At 39.5% G+C, this 21337-nt stretch carries 21 protein-coding genes and 1 tRNA gene; 10 read left to right on the forward strand and 12 right to left on the reverse strand.

Going from position 1 to position 21337, the window contains the following annotated elements; all coding sequences use genetic code 11:
• Nucleotides 1-94: 94 nt before the first annotated feature.
• Complete coding sequence (locus tag D7322_RS27480) at nucleotides 95-841, reverse strand: DeoR/GlpR family DNA-binding transcription regulator (protein WP_120257019.1); 747 nt, start codon at nucleotides 839-841, stop codon at nucleotides 95-97.
• Between the two features lie 110 nt (nucleotides 842-951).
• On the opposite strand from D7322_RS27480, the gene D7322_RS27485 reads away from it, so the two are divergent.
• Nucleotides 952-1503, forward strand: a complete 552-nt coding sequence (locus tag D7322_RS27485; RefSeq protein WP_172395307.1) for a 5' nucleotidase, NT5C type — start codon at nucleotides 952-954, stop codon at nucleotides 1501-1503.
• A gap of 56 nt (nucleotides 1504-1559) precedes the next feature.
• Here D7322_RS27485 and D7322_RS27490 read toward each other — a convergent pair whose 3' ends face one another.
• Entirely contained in the window at nucleotides 1560-2759 is a 1200-nt protein-coding gene (locus D7322_RS27490; protein WP_121127368.1) for an MFS transporter, read from the reverse strand.
• Nucleotides 2760-3359: 600 nt separating this feature from the next.
• On the opposite strand from D7322_RS27490, the gene D7322_RS28365 reads away from it, so the two are divergent.
• From D7322_RS28365 to D7322_RS27505, 3 genes are all read left to right on the forward strand, one after another.
• Nucleotides 3360-3563 carry a hypothetical protein gene (locus tag D7322_RS28365; RefSeq protein WP_147430560.1) on the forward strand — a complete coding sequence of 68 codons (204 nt, stop codon included), beginning with the start codon at nucleotides 3360-3362 and terminating at the stop codon, nucleotides 3561-3563.
• A 147-nt stretch (nucleotides 3564-3710) separates the two neighbouring features.
• Nucleotides 3711-4571 carry an AadS family aminoglycoside 6-adenylyltransferase gene (locus D7322_RS27500; protein ID WP_121127370.1) on the forward strand — a complete coding sequence of 287 codons (861 nt, stop codon included), beginning with the start codon at nucleotides 3711-3713 and terminating at the stop codon, nucleotides 4569-4571.
• A 61-nt stretch (nucleotides 4572-4632) separates the two neighbouring features.
• Nucleotides 4633-5169, forward strand: a complete 537-nt coding sequence (locus tag D7322_RS27505) for a hypothetical protein (protein ID WP_121127371.1) — start codon at nucleotides 4633-4635, stop codon at nucleotides 5167-5169.
• Between the two features lie 28 nt (nucleotides 5170-5197).
• Here D7322_RS27505 and D7322_RS27510 read toward each other — a convergent pair whose 3' ends face one another.
• From D7322_RS27510 to D7322_RS28680, 7 genes are all read right to left on the reverse strand, one after another.
• On the reverse strand, nucleotides 5198-5455 hold the full coding sequence (locus D7322_RS27510; RefSeq protein ID WP_121127372.1) for a hypothetical protein: 258 nt from the start codon (nucleotides 5453-5455) through the stop codon (nucleotides 5198-5200).
• A 234-nt stretch (nucleotides 5456-5689) separates the two neighbouring features.
• Nucleotides 5690-6490, reverse strand: coding sequence for a 4-hydroxy-tetrahydrodipicolinate reductase (dapB, locus tag D7322_RS27515; protein ID WP_220700196.1), 801 nt, complete (start codon nucleotides 6488-6490; stop codon nucleotides 5690-5692).
• 33 nt (nucleotides 6491-6523) lie between these two features.
• Nucleotides 6524-7324 carry a class I SAM-dependent methyltransferase gene (locus D7322_RS27520; RefSeq protein WP_120257005.1) on the reverse strand — a complete coding sequence of 267 codons (801 nt, stop codon included), beginning with the start codon at nucleotides 7322-7324 and terminating at the stop codon, nucleotides 6524-6526.
• Between the two features lie 87 nt (nucleotides 7325-7411).
• Nucleotides 7412-8209 (reverse strand): hypothetical protein, encoded by a 798-nt coding sequence (locus tag D7322_RS27525; RefSeq protein ID WP_121127374.1) that lies wholly within the window; start codon nucleotides 8207-8209, stop codon nucleotides 7412-7414.
• Between the two features lie 69 nt (nucleotides 8210-8278).
• Entirely contained in the window at nucleotides 8279-8821 is a 543-nt protein-coding gene (locus tag D7322_RS27530; protein WP_121127375.1) for a hypothetical protein, read from the reverse strand.
• Nucleotides 8822-9087: 266 nt separating this feature from the next.
• Nucleotides 9088-9615 (reverse strand): hypothetical protein, encoded by a 528-nt coding sequence (locus tag D7322_RS27535; protein ID WP_121127376.1) that lies wholly within the window; start codon nucleotides 9613-9615, stop codon nucleotides 9088-9090.
• A gap of 210 nt (nucleotides 9616-9825) precedes the next feature.
• The gene (locus D7322_RS28680; protein ID WP_183078870.1) at nucleotides 9826-10128 is read right to left on the reverse strand and encodes a winged helix-turn-helix transcriptional regulator; all 303 of its coding nucleotides are present in this window, start codon (nucleotides 10126-10128) and stop codon (nucleotides 9826-9828) included.
• 119 nt (nucleotides 10129-10247) lie between these two features.
• Between D7322_RS28680 and D7322_RS27545 the strand changes: the two genes are divergently transcribed.
• On the forward strand, nucleotides 10248-10856 hold the full coding sequence (locus D7322_RS27545) for a methyltransferase domain-containing protein (RefSeq protein ID WP_121127378.1): 609 nt from the start codon (nucleotides 10248-10250) through the stop codon (nucleotides 10854-10856).
• Here D7322_RS27545 and D7322_RS27550 read toward each other — a convergent pair.
• Nucleotides 10840-12372, reverse strand: a complete 1533-nt coding sequence (locus tag D7322_RS27550) for a SulP family inorganic anion transporter (protein ID WP_121127379.1) — start codon at nucleotides 12370-12372, stop codon at nucleotides 10840-10842. The two genes, D7322_RS27545 and D7322_RS27550, sit on opposite strands and share 17 nt — an antisense overlap.
• 387 nt (nucleotides 12373-12759) lie before the next feature.
• Here D7322_RS27550 and D7322_RS27555 point away from each other — a divergent pair, with 387 nt between their 5' ends.
• Nucleotides 12760-14112 carry a DUF3943 domain-containing protein gene (locus tag D7322_RS27555; protein ID WP_183078871.1) on the forward strand — a complete coding sequence of 451 codons (1353 nt, stop codon included), beginning with the start codon at nucleotides 12760-12762 and terminating at the stop codon, nucleotides 14110-14112.
• 32 nt (nucleotides 14113-14144) lie between these two features.
• On the opposite strand, the gene D7322_RS27560 is transcribed toward D7322_RS27555, so the two are convergent.
• Both D7322_RS27560 and fbp read right to left on the reverse strand, forming a co-directional pair.
• A complete protein-coding gene (locus D7322_RS27560; protein WP_121127381.1) occupies nucleotides 14145-15593 on the reverse strand; it encodes a L,D-transpeptidase family protein in 1449 nt (482 codons plus the stop codon).
• 118 nt (nucleotides 15594-15711) lie between these two features.
• Nucleotides 15712-16719, reverse strand: coding sequence for a class 1 fructose-bisphosphatase (gene fbp, locus D7322_RS27565; RefSeq protein WP_121127382.1), 1008 nt, complete (start codon nucleotides 16717-16719; stop codon nucleotides 15712-15714).
• Nucleotides 16720-16986: 267 nt separating this feature from the next.
• Between fbp and D7322_RS27570 the strand changes: the two genes are divergently transcribed.
• From D7322_RS27570 to D7322_RS27585, 4 genes are all read left to right on the forward strand, one after another.
• Nucleotides 16987-17220, forward strand: coding sequence for a hypothetical protein (locus tag D7322_RS27570; RefSeq protein ID WP_121127383.1), 234 nt, complete (start codon nucleotides 16987-16989; stop codon nucleotides 17218-17220).
• A gap of 285 nt (nucleotides 17221-17505) precedes the next feature.
• Nucleotides 17506-20337, forward strand: coding sequence for a heavy metal translocating P-type ATPase (locus D7322_RS27575; RefSeq protein ID WP_121127384.1), 2832 nt, complete (start codon nucleotides 17506-17508; stop codon nucleotides 20335-20337).
• Nucleotides 20338-20421: 84 nt separating this feature from the next.
• Nucleotides 20422-20700 (forward strand): hypothetical protein, encoded by a 279-nt coding sequence (locus tag D7322_RS27580; protein WP_183078872.1) that lies wholly within the window; start codon nucleotides 20422-20424, stop codon nucleotides 20698-20700.
• A 138-nt stretch (nucleotides 20701-20838) separates the two neighbouring features.
• A tRNA-Lys gene (locus tag D7322_RS27585) sits at nucleotides 20839-20911 on the forward strand.
• Nucleotides 20912-21337: the final 426 nt, after the last annotated feature.

Raw genomic sequence — 21337 nt, forward strand, 5'->3', positions numbered from 1 at the left:
GCGGAAAAATCTTACAAAGATCCGGATACCAGAACAAAAAATGGTGACCGAAATTATTCTCATCACCATTTTTTATAACATTTACTGAATATCCCTAAAGCAGCTCGATCCCCTGAGCGATATATTTACGCATCTGAGGGCTCGTTGATTCATGTTCTGTCACAATGATATCAAGCTTTTTGGTTTTATCGATGATAAAGCTTGACTCCGTATCAAATTTATCGGAAGTACACAATCCAACGATGCGAACACTCTGTTTCATCATTGCACGTTTCGTTTCAGCATCTTCCTGATAATTACAGGACAAATTTTCAGGAGTAATTGAACAAACGCCCAAAAAGTATAAATCAGCTTTAAAATTGGCAATGCTTTCCAACGTAGTATTGCCAAAAGTGGTAAAGGCGGACTTATAAAGTCGGCCTCCCAAAAATATGATATCGATCAAAGGATGGTCTTCGATCACACTCGCGACAGGAAAACTATTCGTAATGATAGTGACTTTAAGATCCTTTGGTAAAATTTTAGTCAACTCCAGGATAGATGTACCCCCATCGAAAAAAAGTACCTGATCATCTTTTATTAATGATAAAGCTTTTTGTGCAATAATCTTTTTCTGTTCCAACCCTGCTTTCTCGCGATCACGATAATGATATTTTTTTTGCACAATGCTGTGAGCTCCCCCCCGTACTGCGCGAAGAAGATCCCGATCATTCAATTCCTTGATATCTCTCCGTATGGTATCTTCGGATACCGAAAGCTTTTTGCTCAAGGTTTGAAATGAAACCGAGCCCTCCCTATTGGTGATATCTAAAATGGTTTGCAGACGATCGTACTTTAGCATAGGAACAAATATATAGATTTACCAGAATAAAATGAATTGCAAAAATTTGCTATAATTGCAATGTTTTGCAATTATATAATTACATTTGTGCAATAATAAAGATAAAAATTATGATAAAAAAAACAATTTCCATTGATATGGACGGTGTACTTGCAGACATCCAACGGCACTATCTTTCACATTATTTTGAAGAAACGGGTATACGGATAAATGAAAACGATATCGTAGGGCTGAAAGAAGCGGATTGTTTACCTGATCAGACGGCAGTCTTACGGTATTTGCATACACCAGGTTTTTTCCGCAGTATTCCTGTTGCACAAGATGCACAAGACGTGGTGAAGGAATTACAAAACTATTATGAGATTTTTGTTGTATCTGCCGCAATGGAATTTCCCAATAGTCTTTTAGAGAAACGGGAATGGCTACAGGAATATTTTCCATTTATCTCGTGGAAGAACATCGTATTCTGTGGGAATAAAGGTATTATCGACACCGATTTTCTTATTGACGATCATCTAAAGAATCTAGACAGTTTTTCTGGAAAAGGGCTTATGTTTAATACATTTCACAATGTCAATGAGCACCGATTTGAACGGTTGAAGAACTGGACTGATGCACATCGTTTTTTTGTTGCTGACCTGCAAAATAAAATGTTCAACTGAGTATTTATAGCTGGCCAATCATAAGAGGTAATTGCCCAGCTATAGTTTGCAAGAATTTATTTTCTAGCCTGGAATTTCCAATAAATCCAATAAGACACGGAAAGTGAAAGCATAAGAAAAGCAACGACGATAAGCGAGACTGAAATTCCATAAAATTGGGCAACTCCACCCAACAAGGCGGGGCCAAACAACTGTCCCGAGTGCCCCAATGTTGACATAACCGGAATACTTGCTGATGCCCCAACCCCTTTTAAATTTCCGGCATGACTAAATAAAATCGGAACAATATTAGCGGCACCAAAGCCCAATAGGATAAATCCGGCTAATGCACCCCAATAAGAAGGTGATAAAACAGCTACCAGCAAACCGAATACCGCTAAGAGTCCCCCTCCGACCACAACAACCCGATGATCTAACCGGACAACAAGTACATCGCCAAAAAGTCGCATTGTTGCCATGGCGATGGAAAAGGCAGCATACCCTATCCCCGCAATTTCAAGCGGTGCATTTTTTTCCTCATGCAAAAATACCGCACTCCAATCCAACATTGAACCTTCGGAGAGATAAGCACAGAAACAGAGCATGCCCAGAAATAAAACATGCAAATTGAACCAACCAGCCCATTTGGACTGACCTGCAGCCATTTTCTTGTCATCATGATGACTATTAATGCGTATTTCATCATCATGCGCATACAACCTACGATACATGACGAACATAATTACAACGATCAGTAAGGAGATCAATAACATGGCATAGGTAGCCTGAAACCCTAACTTTATCAACAGCCCTAATCCGAGCGACCCCGTTAATCCTCCCACACTAAAGATACCGTGCAGACCGGATAAGATCGGCCGATCAAAGAGTTTCTGGATAAGGATTGAGTGCGCATTTGCGGAAACTTCTATTCCTCCCATACACATACCAAAAAAGAATAGTGTAATCCCCATTGTTATGATCGAATTAGCAATTAACAACATCGGCAGTATCAATGCGAGCGTGATACCCGAAAGAAAGATAATTTTTCTTGTTCCAAATTTATTCAGAAGGATGGTCGAAAATGGCATAATAAAAAGAGCTCCGCCGCCGATAAGAAGCATCAAAAGTCCCAATACACCATCATCTATTCCAAGCCGTTGCTTAACATAAGGAACGACAGGTGCCCAACTGGCGAGTCCCAACCCACACACAAAAAAGATAAACCTGACAGCATTTCTCGCTGTATCCGGACGAATGGGTAATGATTTAATTTCCATATAATTTGAGATAAACTAAAATAGTATAGCGATAGACTTGTCTAGGCTTAGTCGTACAAAACTATCAATAATAAATCAAAATAGAAGCATATTATTGCATAATATTGCAAAAAATGCAAATTAAAGCAATAAAACAACCAGTCCCATTAAATAATACTGTCATTAGTAATCGTTTACAATTTTTATTTCAATGACTAATATCTCCATACATTTTTTGGCGCATTAATCTTCACTCGCTATTTTTGCTATAATTGTGATTTATACCTAAATTGCTATTAGAAAGTGAATTCTTTCCAACAAAAAGGCTTGAGTCATCCGGTATGGGCAAAACGTTTATTTTACCACATGAACTATAAAACGATAGGCTATTTTCTTTTATCAACACTAATTATAGGGTCACTCTATACAAATGGTTGGTTTAATATATCTTATACATTCCGACAGCTTACAGGGATCATATTCATCATAGCTTACTTTGCAGGATCGGTCTTCTTCATTCGCGCACCTATTTTGAGAGATATACAATTAAAAAGACATCTCTTAATAAGATTGGGTATCTTAATACTAACTGGCCTTATTATCATTATTTCTCAATGGTATATGCATAAAGAAAATGATCACCTGGGTGCTGGCTATTTATTTTATTTCGAAATGCTCGGTTTTGGAATTCCGCTCCTCATTTATACAGTAATAGAATCAATTTGGTTATTAGCGAAGAAGAAATATGCCGCGCTGTGCATCAATCTGCTGTTGGCGATGGGAATCTATTGTATTGTTATCTTTAGCGGACTCTTCGGTTTTTAAATTGGCTGTAGTTTTCCCCGAGGCAGATCCAAATATTTTAAGATCACTAGAAAATAAACTTGTTCCGACACCTTTGCGAAGCAAACGGCCGTAAGTCGTGCTTCTTTAGAAATGAACGGGATTATTCTCCATAAATAAACTAAAAATATGCAAACTCGAGCAGAAAAATTACAGCAGATTATGGATTGGGCACAAAACAATACGGATATTCGGGCAGTTCTCCTAACGAGCTCCTTGGTAAATCCACTGGCACCAGTTGATGAATTAAGTGATTTAGACATCGAACTTGTATTTGATGACAATACCAAGTATGTCGCCGATAAGAATTGGCTAAATAACTTTGGCTCTCCTATCGCCATGATTGAAGAGGATGAAAGCTACTTTGATAGCAAACATGCCATGAAAATGGTTTTATATACAGATCACATAAAAGTTGATTTTAAGTTATATAGTAAGCCTAATTTTTTGGAAGAGGTGCGTCAAAGCCCGTTATGTGAAGATTGGGATATTGGTTATCAAGTACTCCTTGACAAAGAGGGCATAACGGAAGCGATCCAAAAACCCTCCTATCGGGTGTCAATCATAAAAAAACCTACCGAGCAAAAATTCACACAGCTACTCAATGATTTTTGGTGGGACTGTACTTATATCGCCAAGTGTCTCGTAAGAGAGGATATTTTTTATGCAAAATTTATGTCCGAAAACAATATACGTACCGATTATCTGGTACCGCTGATTGAGTGGTATATCGCTAGCCAGCATGATTGGAATATCACAACCAATAAACATGGACGCCTATTTAAAAAATACCTGACCAAGCAAACCTGGGGAAAAATAATGCGGACTTTTTCAGCCGGTGATATCAATGAAAATTGGACGGCGCTATTCGCAATGGCCGATCTTGTCGCAGAAATTGGCAGGGAACTAGCGAATAAATTGGGCTATATATACCCTATAAAACTCGAACAGGATATCAGGATATATCTCAATGCCATAAAGACGAAATGAATTTGATTAATTTTTTAATATCTTTAATTATTGTATTTTCCAGAACTTAAAATTGATCACTATGATGATAAAAACACTAACATTGAATATGTTCTTCCTGCTATTGACCATGAGCGTTTTCTCGCAAAACCATGCAGGAATAAAATCGCTCCTAAACAAGGATTCAGAATTTATTTTCCCACAGACAGTGCAAAAGATCGAAGCAGCTTTAAATGCGAAAACGGTCTACTATGAAGATGCCAATGAAGAAAAATATGCCAAATGGTTGACCAATTCCGGTCTGGAACTCTATACTAGTCTTGGAAAAAATAATACCATCAATGAAATCTTTTTTGATATCCCAGAAGATCAAGCACTTGTTGTCGAGGGCTTGCCTTTTAATCTTGTGATGAACAAAACCACACTTAAGGAAAGTGCAGCTAAATTCAGTAAATATGCAGCCAAAACGCAAAAAATGGAGGAAGGAAGTACCTTTCCAGGTGGTTCAAAACTTACCTTTAAAAAGGGAAAACATTATGCTACTTTAATTTTTGACAGTAAAAATCTACTGAGATTTTTAGGCCTTACCACTGAACTTATTGGACCTGGCGTAAATTAAATAAGTAACTGGGAGACTTTGATTCTTATCAAAGTCTATACCGGAGAGAGATGGCCCGCCAGATATGATTTGCAAGATCCTGATCCAATTCATGCTGTTGAAAAGACCATCTCTCTTTGTTCTTAACCAAAGTCTGCAATAGACCATCTAACAGAATATCCAATGCTGTTTCTTCTTTTGTCGGACACTTTTTCAACAATTGAATCTGAAAATCTCTTTCCTGATATGTAATGCGGAAAATCTGTCCTTTATATGCTGTATTTAACTGTCCAATCGTATCTTCCATGGCATCTAACTCAAATTTAGTCTAATCTGTCAAACCGTATGGTCAGCCTATCTATAGCTCTTAACCACATTGGAGCATCCATACACCTCTCCTAAATATCCAAAATAGACTTACGAATAAGTGTTCACATGCTAAATAAGTATGTAAATATAAAGATAAAAAACAGTATTATACTAATTATTTTAGTATAAAATAATCTAATTTTTTAATCCCGATTATTCGATATCTTCGCTTCTATATATCCATTACGGTGTCCAATCCGCGCTTCAAGCCCTCAAAGGTCGACAATTTATTTACAGCCATCAAAATCCCTTTTATGTACGGTTCTGCGCCATTGCCTGCATCGTGACGAAGGATCAACGTTTCGTCCTTTTCACCAAATATAGCCTCAACACCAAGAATATGTCCCGTTAAACGCACAGAATGCACCTGTATACCATTTATGCTTGCCCCACGCGCATCCTTCCGTCCTACGGTATCATCAATTGCTACCGCTAACTCTGGTGTCTGAATTTTGGAAAGGCGATATGCAAGTTCAGCTACGGTGCCACTTGGGGCATCAGGCTTATCCCCGGAAGCATAATCAATAATTTCAAAATGTGGGATAAATTTAGCCGCAATTTCCGCAAACTTCTGTAGAATCACTGCCGTGATTGCAAAATTACCGGCAGCTAATATTGCCGTATGATGCTCATCTGCCACCGCTGCGATTTCTTTAAAATCAGCATCTGTTAGCCCCGAAGTTCCCAATACAACCCGCTTCCCTCTTTTTAACGCTGCAATAACATTGCTCTTGGCAATTTCTGGTTTGGTAAAATCAATCATCACGTCAAAATCCACTAGATCAAGCGCATCTGTTATATTATCAAATAATGGAATCGGCCCGTTTCCCAGATTTAAAATTGATGCTAAATCAGCACCACCTTTGGAGCGGGACAGACCGCCCACCAATTGTAAGCCCTTTTCCTGCGTTATCTTTTTGCTTAGCTCGGTTCCCACCCATCCTGTTGCACCCGCTATAAATACCTTTATCATAATTCCTTTTTTTGGTCGTCCAACGCTCAGATGTTACTTCTTTATGGCCACTATCGCATAGACCATTGGAATTTTGTCCTCTAGTAGTTCAATCCGATATTTATTCTTTTCAAATTCAATCGTCCCGTTAAAACAATTATAGGGGGAATAATCAAATTCATCAAGTTGCGCGATTTGCAGTCCATTTTTTATCAGACTATTGACCACTTCACTTATACCGTGATTCCACATGACATACTCCTCTGTTATAGCCGCATTTCTATCCGCATAAGTTCCGTTTGCAGTTTCTATAATAGCTCCTGAATTAAAATATCGATAACCTATTTTTTCAAAATTATCATCAAACATCCAAACAACAGGATGGAACTCAACAAAGACAAATTTCCCATTGGGCTTCAAAAATCTGGAAATAACCTTTGCCCATTTATCTAAATCAGGCAACCAGCCGATTGTACCATAACTCGTAAAAACATAGTCAAATTGCTGATCCAAATGATTCGGCAGATCGTATAGATCACAACAGATAAAACGAACATCGGCATTTGTCTGTTCAGCAATTTTTCGTGCACTTTCAATAGCCTTATCGGACAAGTCGACCCCAGTTACTTCAGCACCGAGCCGGCTCAGTGAAATTGTGTCTTGACCAAAATGACATTGCAAATGTAATATTGTTTTCCCCTGAATATCATCGAGCAGATCTAGCTCAATCTCATTCAAAGAACTTCTCCCCTGAAGAAAACCTGGGAGATCATAAAATTCTGACTTGAGGTGTGAATCCGTTCTACTATTCCAGGACGCTCTGTTTATATCCAAATAATGCTGTTCTTTATTCATAGCTTAAATCTACCTTTTTTATCCGTATTATTTATATCATTAACCCATGCTTAAAGAAGAATTAATGTTCTTAACAGCTGTAATACTTCATTGTTTTAAGAAGGTCAGATTAATATTAGAATGCTGATAACGTCTTAACCTATTATTTTCTGTTAATTTGAGCCTGTTGTCCGCAAGCACAAATGTCAGTCCTGTAAAATCGTAATAACTCCAATAAGCTCTTGTAAAAAAGTGGAATGAACGAAAAGGAATATGATCAAAGTCAAAAAAATAACTGTGCGCTGTATTCACACTGTCTATGATTAAAAGCTTATTGCTTTTAGGTTTTTCAATAATTAAATATTGGTACAATGGAATCTGGTCGTTTTCCGTTTTTATCCAACCAAAGTCTCCATCTGTTACACAGGCTTTCACCGCCAATTTTTCAACTCTTCCATTAGCTAATTCAAATGCCTGATAATATTGTGGTTCGGCAATATTGTCAAAGTATATTTTCACGTTATTGGTATCAAGTTCCTCATTGGTTTGATATAAGGGGAGAAATTCCGTACTCGTAGACCAATCTGTTTTAAAATCAAGCTGCGATGGCATCTGAGAGAAAAAAGTCAGGGTATCATTTTTAATTACAAAGGACCCTCTAGATTGATTCTCATAGCCCACATCCTCCCCCGCTTTCAGGGGAAGGTTTGTTTCCTTATAAAAATAACTATGATCCCTGAAGTTCAGCACCAATTCATTGGTAGAATCGCTTTTATATGTTATGATTTCAGCATGATCATCAACCAGATGAGATGTGTCGCCGCCTGTTTTCTGGCCATTATTCCCACAAGATTGCGATGCAAATAGTACAAGCAGCAGTATTTTATAATTTTCCAGTGCTAACATGACGTTCAAATTTTAAAATAAACATGATTCATTTATGATCTCTTTGCCTCAAAAACCCATGAAAATCAACTATTTCGCCTTTTCAATTTTTATATCAGATGGTCCATCTCCATAGTATGTAGGTTTCTGTTCGACCATCTTTGGATTGCCATTTTCGTCTTTTTCCAATTTTTTAATACCCGTTCTTGGTGGACGTTTGGTATCCAGATCCATCTCGAAAGAAATGGTAATTTTATCATTTATCCCAAGACTGTTTCCTTCATTATCAAAAACCTGCAAATCATCCGCTGTAAACTTATCAGGAATATACATACCGTTTTTATTGTCCTTGTAGCCCAAATCTATACTACCGATATAATCTCCTCTTCCCTTTGGTTCAGAAAACAACGAAACAGCAATTTCCATATCGCTTCGGACTGTTACGTCACTGTTAAGGTAAGGGTACCCTGTCAAGCTAAAGCGCTTGCCGGCATTATCCTTGTTTTGATCTAATTTTTCAAACTGATCCGCATTAATTGGAGTTGCCGGTTGATCCTTTCCACCACCACAACTTGATATCGCAAAAGTTGCAGCCGTTAGCAGAGTCATCACTGTCATTTTCATTGTTTTCATATTATTATCATTAAAAGTAATACCTTAATTAAACCATTATGTTGTTGTAGCCGTCTCCTGAGATAACAAACCCAACAATCAAATATAGCATAAGCAGGCACCGCTTTTAGACCGGTCTAATATTCGCCTGAACCCAATGAATATCCGTCTATCAATGACAATGTTCCGAAGCTATGCTCGCACAGGAATTGACTTAATTTAAGCGTTTTCACCCCTTACAGATTGTTCACTACTACTTTATCCGTTTTTATGAAATCCTTATTTTATCAATACTGCAAATAATAATATAGTTGCGTACCTAATGAATAAGCTAATCCTAGCAATATCATGACTGGTAAAACATATAATAAGGAATAATATTTGGCAATAAAATCAAAAGATCCCTTACTGCTCCTTACCCCCTCTTTTTCAAAATAGTTTTCCATATCTTGCTTTGCCGAAACTGGAAGATAGTGAATATACTGCTGGCCTGTTTTTAAGGTTATTCGCAAGACAAAGTACAACCTTAACGAATCAAATATGCGAAAGAATTCAATATCTTGAATAGCGATGTTTTTCCCGTTCAAAATGATTTGGTTATCCTCAAAAATTATAACATCTGCGCTCGATTTTATTTTTGACACAAATAATGAATACGGGAAACCTATGACTAAAATTGCATTCCATAAGGGATGAATATTGCGAATTAATAGTGTGCTAGCGAACATGAGCGCGAAAGAAATCAAAGCGACATATAAGCTATACAAAAGTATTCGATCAAAGTTAAAGGCTTCAGCTTGTAGTGGCTGCTTCATATACAATTATCTTTTCTGGATTAACAGCAGGCTATTTTTCAAATTGCCCCTTATCAAAAGCCGAACAGGTCTTATTTTATCTGACTGCTGGGATAAAGCTAGCTCACTACCGCCACAATAATAGATTTATTTACAATTCGCCATCGTCCTTTTACAATATGTCTGTTTTCATGATTTTAAGGGTTCAGTATCAGCCTACAATCTGCTCTCTCAAATTTTCAACCCAATGGTTGTTTTCAATACCCATTTATCAATGATTGCTATGACGGGCAATAAGTTAATCCCCAAGTCAGTCAGGCTATACTCGACTTTCAGCGGAAGTCCTTGATAAATTTTCTTCACGATAATACCAGCTTGTTCCAATTCATGAAGCTGCATATTGATTACTCTTGGGCTTTCATCACGAATAGCACGATGCAATTCACTGGGACGTTTTATACATTTGCTGATACCATCCAATATACAGGAATCGCGTTTAAAAAACCTACAATAAAGCGAATTATTTTTTATCATCTCCATTGACATTATTACTAATCTTAGGAACAGATTTTCAGGTAAAAAACAAAAATAATGTCGTATTACACAAGATTTCCTTAAATTGTATCCGCTTGATTTAACAGGTGTATAATACAATGGATATATTGGATTTGGATAAAGAATATTGGGACAATCGCTATAAAAACAGGGAGACGGGATGGGATATCGGTTATGCCTCACCGGCATTAATCGAATATGCGGAGACGGTGATTCCCAAAGACGCTTCTATTTTGATCCCCGGCTGTGGAAATGCATACGAAGCGAAAGCACTACTTGACAAAGGGTTTAAAAATATCACTTTACTTGATATCGCACCAACATTAGTCAATCAGGTTCAAAAAGAGTTCGGTGAGACTGCACAGATCCGGATTATCTGCGAAGATTTTTTTGACCATGGTGAAAAATATAATTATATTCTCGAGCAGACTTTTTTTTGTGCATTAGATCCGATTCTACGCGAAGAATACAGCAACAAAATGGCCGATCTGCTCCATCCACACGGCATTCTTGCAGGTTTATTGTTTAACAGAGCATTTGAATCAGCAGGCCCGCCCTTTGGCGGAAACAAAACGGAATATCAACTACTGTTTCAGGTAGGCTTTGATATTTTAATAATGGAGACCTGTCTCAATAGCATACCGCAGCGACAAGGAAGCGAGCTTTTCATCGAATTGAGACAAAAAAAAACTACTTCCCCGGCATAACCTGATAAGTCGGGTCATCCTTAATATTAACGACAGCAATTCCCGTCGCATTTTTGAGGAGGGAGCGACAATCTTCGCTGAGATGCCAGAGTTCCACCTTCTTTTGTTGTGCGGCATAGCGCTCTGTAATTTTATTTAGTGCATCCACTGCAGACATATCTACGACCCTACTTTCTTTAAAGTCCACAATGATATGATTAGGATCCTCCTGAATATCAAACTTATCCAAAAAATTTGCTGTGGACCCAAAAAACAATGGCCCATATATTTCATAATGTTTTATACCTTCCGGGTCAACATATTTTCGCGCCCGTATACGCTTTGCATTGTCCCAGGCAAAGACCAATGCAGAAACCACAACACCGACAAGTACCGCTAAAGCCAAATTGTGCAATAGCACCGTTATACCGGCAACAAGAATACCAACGAAAATATCGGATTTCGGGAACTTATTGATAATCCGAAAACTCACCCATTGAAAAGTGCCGATAGCAACCATCATCATCACACCGACAAGTGCCGCCATGGGGATTTGCTCAATAAAAGGAGCTCCTACCAAGATAATCAGCAGAATTGTCATCGCCCCTATAAAAGCGGATAACCGCGTCCGTGCGCCCGCATTCAAGTTAACTAAAGTCTGGGCGACCATCGCACATCCTCCCATACCACCAAAAAATCCATTAACCGCATTTGCCAGCCCTTGAGCTATAGATTCGCGATTAGCATTCCCTTTACTGGCGGTAATTTCATCAACCATATTAAGTGTCAGAAGCGACTCAACAAGTCCCACACCTGCCATAACCAAGGAATAAGGAAAAATTAACTGCAAAGTTTCCCAATTCCATGCAATATCTGGTACACGAAAATGCGGCAGTGATCCACTGACCGAGGCAATATCCACCACCTTTTTGGTTTGTATCCCAAATAGGGATACCACAGCAAAAACGACCAAAATAGCAATCAGCGAAGCGGGAATTGCTTTAGTAAGCCGCGGGAAACCGATAACAATCAACATGGTCAATAACGTAAGTCCTCCCATAATATATAAAGTGGAACCGGACATCCAAACCGCGCCGTCCCCACTGTTTACTTTAAACTGGACAACTTGCGCCATAAAAATAATAATCGCCAATCCATTCAGAAATCCATACATAACAGGTTGTGGTATCAAGCGGACAAATTTTCCCCACTTAAAAAGACCGACCAAAAATTGCAAAATACCGGCCAGAACCACAGCTGCAAAAAGGTAATCGATACCGTGGCTTGCCGCAAGTGCCATCAGTACAACAATAGTAGCTCCGGCCCCACCGGATACCATACCCGGTCTTCCGCCAAACACAGCAGTTACAAGCCCCATTAAGAAAGCTGCATACAGGCCTGTCAAAGGAGGCAAGCCCGCTAATATAGCAAACGAAAGGGATTCAGGTATCATGGTCATGGCAACCGTCAAACCGGCAAAGAGTTCGTTTTTCAAATTGACCGTCCGTATGTTAGAAAATTCAAAGGTATTGTTCATATAAAATCAGTTGAACAGTTGTAAAGCATTGCAAAGGTAACATTCCATCGTGCATATCAGCAACCTAAATGCAGCTAAAAGAAGAAAGAAGGCGTCATCGTAAAAACACTTTTACCTTATATTTGTTATTGAATACAAGTTTTATTGCAAAACAGTATATTGACCCGTATGAATCAAAATCCAAGGTTTTATCGCTATATTTTATTTTTGCTTTTGAATGTATTTACTACTTTTTTTGGCACCCTAATCTTAGCCCAGCCTACCGTCTTTGCCTCAATTCAAACAAATCAAAGTAGCCTCCAATATGGCTCTTTAAATACGACATACTCCATTTCATCAGTAGATAGTGCCGCTCCAGCAGTAAGGTGCGCAAATTTGAAAGACAGCATGGCAGTATCGAAACAACAGGCAAGATGGATTTCGGATAGGATCAATGCCAAACTTCCCGACAGTGTCGTCAATTATCAAAAGAAAAACTTTTTGCGGGCGGGTATAGAATGGTTTTCCATTCAGGCAATACCCGCATCCGTTAATTATTTCATTCGTAAAGATCCGGTCTCCCATATTTCATTCAAAAACTTCTTCAGTCATTTGAAGTTTTCAGCTTGGACTTGGGATGATAATCTCTTTGCTACCAATCAGATTGCCCACCCCTACCATGGGCAGTTCTATTTTAATTCATTCCGGTCCAACAATTTTAGCTTCCTACAGTCGACATTAGCTACTGTTGCCGGAAGTTATGTCTGGGAGACAGCCGGTGAAACGGAACCACCTTCGATCAACGATATCATTAATACCAGTTTTGGAGGAACAATCCTCGGCGAAATGAGCCACCGTCTTTCACATCATATTCTGGCAAGACCCAGCCTCACGAAAGGGCAACGCAATAAAAAGGAAATATTAGCCATGCTGATCAATCCAATAAACGGATTAAACAGATTGCTTGATGGCCGTTGGGGAAATACGATAAAAGGCGCTGTCATTGACAGTTCGCTGGTTCATACGGAAGTTGAATTGGGAATCCGGAGATTTGATGCCAAAGAACACAATGTCTTAAGCCGCGGAAAGAATGATATTTATGCGCGAGTCAAGCTAATATATAACAACGATGATATAGACAAGAAGAAACCGTTTGATGATTTTTTCCTGAATCTTGAGATTGGTTCAGACGATAGTTCCATCGTAAATGCTGTCAGTGTTTCCGCCTCTCTTTATGGGAACCGTATATTATCCAACGTAACGGGGCGACACCGTGGGATCGTCTCAGCTCATTTTGACTTTCTACGAAATGAAGCCTTCTATTATGGATCACAGAGTATCAACTACAACATTTATTCCAATTTTAATGTGGGCCACCATACCAAGTTGACCACCCTCCTTTCTGGTGGCCCGGTAGTTCTGGCAGCGGTGCCAGATCCATATCTTCATTTCGGCGAAAGCCGCACCTATGATTATGGTCCTGGAGCAGATGTTCGGGCATCGGCAATCCTAAGTACACTCAATCGCTTCAAATTTGGAATAGAGTACCGCGGCGGCTATTTTGTCACCATCAGTGGCAATAAATCTCATCATTATCTTCATACCGCATCGACCAGTGCTTCAGTACGGATCTGGAAAAACTTTGGTATCAATCTCTACTCAGGATATTTTAGGCTGGAAGGCCATTATCAAAACCATAAAAACGTGAATAAAGATTATCCTTTTATACGTTTGGCCCTGGCCTATAACTCTGAATATTAAAAAAGCCTTAACCGGATTGCGGTAAAGTTTTTTTAGTTTGTCCAATATTTTTTCAGTGCCTCTTTTAAACGAGGGTCATAGCCATAAATATCGGGGAAAGAAACGATCTTACCGTCATCATCAAGCCAAGTGGTATAATAAGTAAGATACACGGGCATCCGACGTTTTAGTGTTACCCAACGCGATTTAGAAATGGAGTCGGTTGTGATTTCTTTTGCAATCTTTTCGGCCTGCTTCTCATTATTGACCAGATAGCTGGCCAAGTCTACGGGTTTTTCAACACGTACACAGCCGTGACTCACGGCACGGTTAGCCTGCCCGAACATTTGTTTGGCAGGCGTATCATGAAGATAGATCGAATAGGCATTTTCAAATAGAAACTTCACATTTCCCAAAGAATTGTCCGAGCCAGGGTTTTGCTTAAACCGGAATTTCTCCACCGAATCCGCATTCCAATTGACCGCACTTGGATCAACTTGTTTTCCTTTATAATAAGCCACCATATTACGCGAAGCCAAATAATTCGGATTGTTCCGCACGCTAGCTAACAATTCCTTTTTTACAATGCTGCTGGGAATATTCCAAACAGGATTAACCTGCATTGCATCTAGGATACCCTGCATGACAGGCGTTTCATGGTTTTCACCTTTGCGCGTATAGGCAGGGTTATCAGTTTCACCAACACATACATTCATCAATTGACTGGTTTTACCATCTTCCATGATGCGCAATCGCTGTTCTGGAATATTGACAAAAACATACTTTTCTGGAAAAGTCTCCCCCATCCAGCGTAGTTTCTCCAATACCATCAGCACTTTAGCCCTTTGCTCATTATTCAGATTACCATTTTCCAACAAATCCTGAAATTGAATATAATATTGGTTCTTCGGTTGTATATCTGCCATCAAGGGGCCTATCTTGACACTGTCCAGCAAGTGAACAACCGCTGTATAATTCATGCGCTTTTGGGGCACAAAATATCTTCCATATAGACGTTTTGGATTGAGCACACCATACTTCATGCTGCTGACATAAGTCACAAGACCGTCTGTTCCCAAAAGATCCAGCTTGGCTAGAAGAGGGTAAGATTCCGCGACATCCTTTGGTTTCAGTTTCCGCAGAGAAAATAAGGTTTCTTTAATCTCCGCAGTATGGTAGTAACTGCTACGTATCCCATGTTCTTCACTTCGGTCAAAATAACTCAATAGGGTATCGATGCTTCCGTCAAATAGATGTTCAGCGATTAAAGTCATTCCTGCCGTAGAATCAGACAATTTCTTCATCCAGCTCGGGTTATGCAGGTTGGCTTTCTGTTTACCATACACTTCCTGAAACACCTTTACATAAGCTGTTGTATCAAATTCCTTATAAGATTTTTGTTCAAAACCTTTTGCCAGCACATCACCATAAGTGGGCGAATTCTCTTTGCAAGAAAAAAATACAATTGAAACGAAGGAAATGAAAACTAAAAAACGTGACATACTAAAAATAATGAAAAAGAAATGGCTTCTCAATAATGAAGCCACTTTCTGGGACAAAGATAAATAATTCTTATTGGCAAACGAATCTTCCCTGTCATCGAATCACTACAGCAATGAATTACTGGTATTTTTGGAGGAAATCTTCGAGGAGTTCCACCATTGCCGTGTTCCCTAAAAATGCAGCTGTCCGTTGGTGCAGCGTCTTGGGTTCAATATCCAAAATACGTTGATACCCATTCGTCGCCTTTCCTCCTGCTTGTTCTACAATAAATGCAATTGGGTTACATTCGTACATCAATCGTAATTTTCCATTCGGATGTGCTGAAGTTGTTGGATAAAGAAAGATCCCTCCTTTCAGTAGATTGCGGTGAATGTCAGCAACCATAGATCCAATATAGCGCGACGCGTAGGGACGCTGGGTAGCCACGTCTTCCATTTGGCAGTATTTGATATATTGCTTGACACCATTGGGGAATTTAGAGTAATTTCCTTCATTGATCGAATAAATAAGACCCGCTTCCGGAATCTTCATATCGGGATGAGACAGACAGAATTCCCCTATGGAAGGATCTAAAGTAAAACCATTCACCCCTTTGCCTGTGGTATATACCAACATGGTTGAGCTGCCATAAATGACATAACCTGCGGCCACTTGCTTGGTACCGTGTTGCAGAATGTCGTTGCTATTACATGATACTCCTGTATCCGAAAGCCGACGATAAATGGAAAAAATCGTACCTACGGAAACATTAACGTCTATATTACTCGAGCCATCCAAGGGATCTATACAAATAATATACTTCGCATTTTTTGAAACTCCAGATTGCATATAAACTGGATTTTCATGTTCCTCCGAAGCTACAACGCAGCATTCACCGCCACTTTGAAGCGCTTTAATAAATTGCTCATCAGCATACACATCCAGTTTCTTCTGTCCTTCACCCTGAATATTCGTTTGCCCGGCATCTCCTAAAATATCGACCAATCCTGCCTTATTAACTTCTCTGTTAACAATCTTTGCCGCTATTCCGATATCACGTAAAAGCCTGGAAAGCTCACCTTTTGCATAAGGAAAATCGGCTTGTTTTTCAATAATAAATTGACCTAATGTTGTTATACCACTCATAATAGTGTTTTATTGGATATTTGTTGCACAAAGCTAAAAAAGTAAAATAGATTTTAGCAAGACAAATCCCACAGCCCGCTAAACTTTAGCAGACAAAATACGCAATCGATTGCGTATATCTTTGAAAACTTTCTTTTGCTAAAACGATTACCACCTACAAAAAGATAAAAAAGCTTCAGAAGAAGTAGATATCTTCTAAAATTCGAGAAATAAAAAAAAACAAAAAATGATAAGTATTTGGTAATTTTGGCAAAACATATTGATACAATGCAACAACTCATACAGCTCGTTGAAAAGGAAAAGCTAAGTAGTCAACCCGTTACACAACATACCTTGATCATTGATGATAAGCAAGTCATTCATGGTGCACTTTTTTTCATTAAAACATCACGTAAGACGTTCAAAATAATGGTTCCTGCTCCATTTTACGAGGCATTACTTGACAATCAATTAACAATCCAGCGCTTAATGAAACATCCCGAAGCCATGCTACTTTCCTAGATAAAAGACTATCTGACTAAAAGCACGTCATATTCACTCCTCAGAGGATGAATTAACGTCTCTAAAATATCCCATAAAGTGCTTACAACAGGGATAATTCCTGTAAAACAAATCGCTCCATTTATTTGTTTATTTTATGTGGCACATCACGGCAATTATTTACCCAATACACTGATTTTCCATTGGAACGACGGACACACCGGATTGAAATATTACAAAAAAACAGTGTAAAAGTATAACATTCGCCAAGCGATAACCCCTAAATTTATTTTACAATAAAATGCTATGCGATACCAATATAGACTTTCAGGAATGTCCTGTGACGGATGTAGAACCACTATTGAAAATGCGATTAATCAGCTTCCCGAAGTTCAGGCTAAAGTTTCACTAGATCCACCGTTGTTGACGATAGAATCTCAGAAAGAAATACCGGTCAAGCAACTCCAGGAAACCCTATCCAGATTAGGTAACTACCAAATCACCGAACCGGGTCAGCCAACAGCTTCCTTAAACGAGAATGACTCATCAAAGCTGTCCCCTTCGGGCAAGTATTACTGCCCGATGCACTGCGAAGGAGAGAAAACATATGAACAACCCGGGCGTTGTCCGGTTTGCGGCATGTACCTCGTACCTGTCGAACAGGCACAAAGCAAACACGAGCACAATCATGGAAATCATTCCGATCATTTGGCTCCACCTGTTGCAAACAAAAAGATGGAACATGAACAGCAGCATCAATCTATAGCACAGGGCCACAATCATCACAAACAAGATGAATTGGTAAAACATGGGCACGATGGTGACAGGCACAAATATGGACACAGCGAACATGCCGCCATCGCAATACCCAACCGGCAGAAAGCGGGTCCAGCAGGAAAATATTATTGCCCGATGCACTGTGAAGGCAACAAACTTTATGATCAACCGGGCAACTGTCCAATTTGCGGGATGAATCTGGAGAAAGTTCCCGAATTAAATAAAACAACACAATATACCTGTCCGATGCATCCGGAAATTGTTCGGGATCAGCCCGGAAATTGCCCCATCTGCGGTATGGATCTTATTCCGATCGCGGGAGGGAGCGACGATGATGAAGACCGAATATATAAAGATCTCCGCATGAAATTATGGTTGTCTATTTTATTTACGGTTCCAATATTTATTCTCTCTATGGGAGAAATGCTTCCCGGAAATCCAATCGCCAACATCATTTCACCAAATTTGTCAGGCTGGATACAATTATTTCTGTCCCTGCCTGTTGTCTTCTACACGTGTTGGTCATTTTTCAAGCGTGGATGGGTTTCTTTCAAAACCTGGCGACTGAATATGTTCAGCCTGATTGCCCTTGGCGCGGGTGCAGCATTCGTATATAGCCTTGTCGGTCTGTTCTTTCCCCAGATTTTTCCGGCTGACCTAAAAAATCATCACGGTTATATTGCACTATATTTTGAGTCCGTTACCGTCATCCTAACATTAGTTCTCCTAGGTCAGGTGATGGAAGCCAAAGCGCATTCCAAAACCAATTCAGCGATCAAGGAACTCATTAAACTCAGTCCTTCCGACGCCACTCGGGTCGAAAATGGGACTGACGTAAAAATTGGAATCGATCAGATTAAGATCGGTGATATCCTGAAAGTAAAACCCGGAGATAAGATTCCTGTCGACGGTCAGATTACGAGTGGCAGCACAAATATTGATGAATCCATGCTGACGGGTGAGTCCCTGCCAGTCGAAAAACAGGAAGGTGACAAGGTCAGCTCGGGTACAATCAATGGCGAACGGAGTTTTCTGATGAAAGCTGAACGTATCGGTTCAGACACTTTATTGGCTCAGATCATTCAGATGGTCAATGACGCTAGCCGAAGTAAAGCACCAATTCAACGCCTTACGGATAAAGTATCTGAAATATTTGTTCCGATCGTAATTGTAATTGCTCTGTTGACATTCTTTGTTTGGTGGATCTGGGGACCTGTACCCTCCCTAGCTTATGGATTTGCCAATGCATTGGCCGTTCTTATTGTTGCCTGCCCTTGTGCCCTCGGTTTAGCAACACCGATGTCCGTTATGGTCGGTGTCGGCAAGGGAGCCAAAAATGGCGTACTGATCAAAGATGCGAGTGCCTTAGAAAAAATGAACCGGGTTGATGTTGTATTAACGGATAAAACAGGAACAATAACCGAAGGCAAACCTACAGTTGATGACATTCAACCCAGCCCTATTAGCAGTATCAATGAAATACTATCTTTAGCCGCCTCCCTCAACAGCAACAGTACCCATCCACTCGGACAGGCTATTATTGAAAAGGCCAAAAAGGAAGGCAATAAAATAGAGCAACAAGTTACCAACTTCGAAAACATTTCCGGACAAGGTGTCAAGGGGGATATAGACGGCCAGTTGATTGCTCTCGGCAATCAGCTGTTGATGGAATCCATGCAGGTGGCCATTCCGGACGGGATACGTAAGGCCGTCGAATCAGCCCAATCTCATGGCAAAACCGTTTCCTATCTATCGAAAGGAAATGATTTACTCGGCTACTTTAGTATCTCCGATCAGATCAAGGCCTCTTCCAAACAAGCTATAAACTACCTGCTTCAGCATGATGTTGATGTCATTATGCTTACAGGTGACAATGCACATACGGCAAAATCCGTCGCGGAGCAAGTCGGGATCAGGCATTTCAAAGCAAATGCATTACCGAAAGATAAATTGCAGGAAATACACCGTTTGCAGGAACAAGGACATGTTGTCGCAATGGCTGGTGATGGTATCAACGACGCTCCTGCCCTTGCCCAAGCCGATATCGGTATCGCCATGGGAACAGGGACAGATGTAGCAATTGAAAGTGCATCGCTGACCTTGCTTCAGGGCGACCTAATGGGCATTGCCAAAGCCAAAATACTGAGCCGGAAGCTACTCCGAAATATTAAAGAAAATCTAGGGTTTGCTTTTATCTACAATATTCTAGGTATCCCGTTAGCGGCAGGGCTTCTATATCCGAGCTTCGGTATCCTCTTATCCCCCATGATAGCAGCAGCAGCAATGAGCTTTAGTTCCGTTTCAGTGATTTTAAATTCTTTACGTTTAAACCGCGCAACAATTGGAATAGATAATAAGTAAATAAAAAGAAAAGCGCTTGATAGCAACGAAAAATAGATAATTACCTATATTCGCCATTCCTAATGACATATATTTATCATGATTATGCGCAATATACTCTTAATACTTTTGTCGGTCATCGTAACGTTGGTTTGTGTCAAAAATTCACAAACTGTCGATATTGATCTCTTTGTAGAGGGCAAGATAGCATTATGGAAACTCCTTCTGACTTTTTTTGTGATGGGTACTATTTTCGCTTTTTTGTTAAAAGGCAGTAAAAAAAAACAGCATCAGGAACATACGGCAATATTTGACGAATCGGAAGAGGATTATGAAGGGCCAAAATCCAAATTATCCGATGAAGATCGCGATTTTCTGTCCTAGCAATAAAAAATAAACCACTAAAAATGAAGGTTTAAACACATTAAACGCATTTTTATCACAGAAATAGTTGCTTGGAATAGAGATTAACCCTATCTTTGCATCACTTCAAACAAGGAACAGTTGTTCAAAAAGAAGTACGATTCCGTAGCTCAGCTGGTAGAGCAATACACTTTTAATGTATGGGTCCTGGGTTCGAATCCCAGCGGGATCACAAAAAGCGCACTAAGGTGCGCTTTTTTCGTTTAATTCATATCTTTTTTGCGTTTCTGCAACAATATTCAATTCATTTAAAGTCATCTAAAACCATACCACCTGGTGTCCATTGTGGTGTCAATTTTCATGGCTTACTTTTGGACAAATTAAATTCAAATCCTCTTACTCATTTTTCATATCTTAAATTAGTGAAGCTAAAATAGGTACAATACCCTTTAAAAATAAATATGATCTAGGTATGGTAAATTCAATTTGACCGGACGTAAGCGAAAAGCCTGTCAGACAAGTGATAAAAGAGCAATTGCAATTCTTGATGTAGGGAATGATGGATCAATCAGAATTCTTGGGGGAATATTAAAAATTTGCTAATTTAGCATCTTTAATACAGATCTCCCTTGCAAGACGCCGAACGCAAATTACTATC

Origin of the sequence: Sphingobacterium puteale (assembly GCF_003627955.1) — a bacterium.
GTDB lineage: Bacteria > Bacteroidota > Bacteroidia > Sphingobacteriales > Sphingobacteriaceae > Sphingobacterium > Sphingobacterium puteale.